Origin of the sequence: Thiohalocapsa sp. (assembly GCF_019695415.1) — a bacterium.
Taxonomy (GTDB): domain Bacteria; phylum Pseudomonadota; class Gammaproteobacteria; order Chromatiales; family Chromatiaceae; genus Thiohalocapsa.
On the sequence record NZ_JAIFKJ010000495.1, the window covers coordinates 1 to 1,686 of the forward strand.

At 68.9% G+C, this 1,686-nt stretch carries 2 protein-coding genes; both read left to right on the forward strand.

The window, feature by feature from the left end:
• Positions 1 to 201 precede the first annotated feature (201 nt).
• Complete coding sequence (istA, locus tag I6U14_RS13765; protein WP_296900091.1) at positions 202 to 1,461, forward strand: IS21 family transposase; 1,260 nt, start codon at positions 202 to 204, stop codon at positions 1,459 to 1,461.
• On the forward strand, positions 1,458 to 1,686 hold a 229-nt coding region (locus I6U14_RS13770; protein ID WP_296900092.1), incomplete at its 3' end, for an ATP-binding protein. The genes istA and I6U14_RS13770, both read left to right, overlap by 4 nt.

A 1,686-nucleotide genomic window follows, 5' to 3' on the forward strand; every position in this document is an offset into this window, starting at 1 on the left:
CGAAGCGGACAGGCGCGGGCGGGCGACTGGCGGAAGGCCTTGCGCATACCGACCGTATCGGCAAGTGCATGTGTCAGGCGACATGAAAAACTGACCCCCTGACGACATCGAAAAATGACCCCCGCAGATTGAGGGGAATAGACGATGTCGACTGTTCGTTACAAAGGCTCTCCTTTGGCGGTAGGCAAGAGAGGGGAGCTGATGCGCGAGCCCGAGGAGGTTGCAGCGATGTTGGCGTTGCACGCGAAGGGTTGGGGGGCGCGGCGGATCGCTCGCGAGCTTGGCGTGAGCCGCAACACGGTCAAGCGCTACCTGGGCGCGGGTGGTTGGGTGGCGTACCGCCGTCCCGAGCGGGGCTTGCGACTGGCGGGCTTGGAGGCGTGGCTGGGGGAGCGCTTCCGGCGCCACCGCGGCAACGCCGAGGTGATTCGTCAGGAGTTGCTGGCCGAGAAGCAGATCCAGGTCTCGCTGCGCACGGTGGAGCGTGCGGTGGCGCCGTGGCGTCGGGAGCTGGCGGCGGAGGCGCGGGCGACGGTGCGCTTCGAGACGGCGCCGGGCGAGCAGTTGCAGATCGATTTCGGCGAGAAGCGGGTCGTGATTGGCGGCGAGGTGGTGCGGGTACACCTGTTCGTCGCCACGCTCGGGTACTCGCGGCGCAACTTCGTCATGGCCTTCGACAACGAGCGCCAAGGCAGCTGGTTGCAGGGCATCGAGGCCGCCTTTGCGCACTTCGGCGGGGTGCCTGAGCGGTTGCTGCTCGACAACGCCCGCGCGTTGGTCGAGCACCATGATGTCGAGACCCGTGAGGTGCGCTACAACGCGCGCTTCCACGCCTTCTGCCGCTACTGGGGCGTTCGCCCGCAGGCCTGCGCCCCCTACCGGGCGCGCACCAAAGGCAAGGACGAGAACGGCGTCGGCTACGTCAAGGGCAATGCGTTGGCCGGGCGCGAGTTTGCCAGCTGGGAGGCGTTGCACGGACACCTGGCGCGATGGCTCCGCGAGGTCGCCGACGTGCGCATCCACGGGACCACCGGCGAGCCACCGATCGAGCGCTTTCGCGCCGCCGAGGCCGCCGCGCTCAAGTCCCTGGCCGGCAAGCCGCCGTTCGTGCAGGACCGCGAGCTGCGCCGGCGCGTGCACAGCGACGCCTGCGTGGAGGTCGACACCAACCGCTACAGCGTGCCGTGGCAGTGGATTGGCTACCAGGTCCGGGTGCTCGTGGCGGGGCAACAGGTGCGCATCTACCACCGCGAGCAGGAGCTGGCCGTCCATGCCCAGAGTGCCGGTCGGCGCCAGCGCAGCATCCAGCTCACCCACCTCGAGGGCATCGTCGGTGCCTGGCCCGAGCGCCAAGTGCCGCCCGCGTCTTCGCCTGAGAGCGCACCGCCGTCGCCGCCTCCCGGCGAGCTGCAGCGTCCTCTGAGCGACTACGAGGCCCTGCTCGGCGGAGGCTGGCAATGAGCACGAGCGCCTACGACCCCGAGCGTCTCGACGCCATGCTCACGCGCCTGAAGCTCACCGCCATCCGTGAGCGGCTCGACAGCCTGTTGGAGGAGGCCGCCCGCGGCGAGCTGAACCTGCGCGAGGCCCTGGCCTACCTGTGCGAGGCCGAGATCGCGCACAAAGACCAACGGCGCATCCAGATGGGGCTCTCCATTGCCAAGTTCCCCTTTGTGCGGACCTTGG

Coding starts and splice junctions, on each gene's coding strand:
- istA (WP_296900091.1), top strand. CDS start 202: ATGCGCGAGCCCGAGGAGGTTGCAGCGATGTTGGCGTTGCACGCGAAG.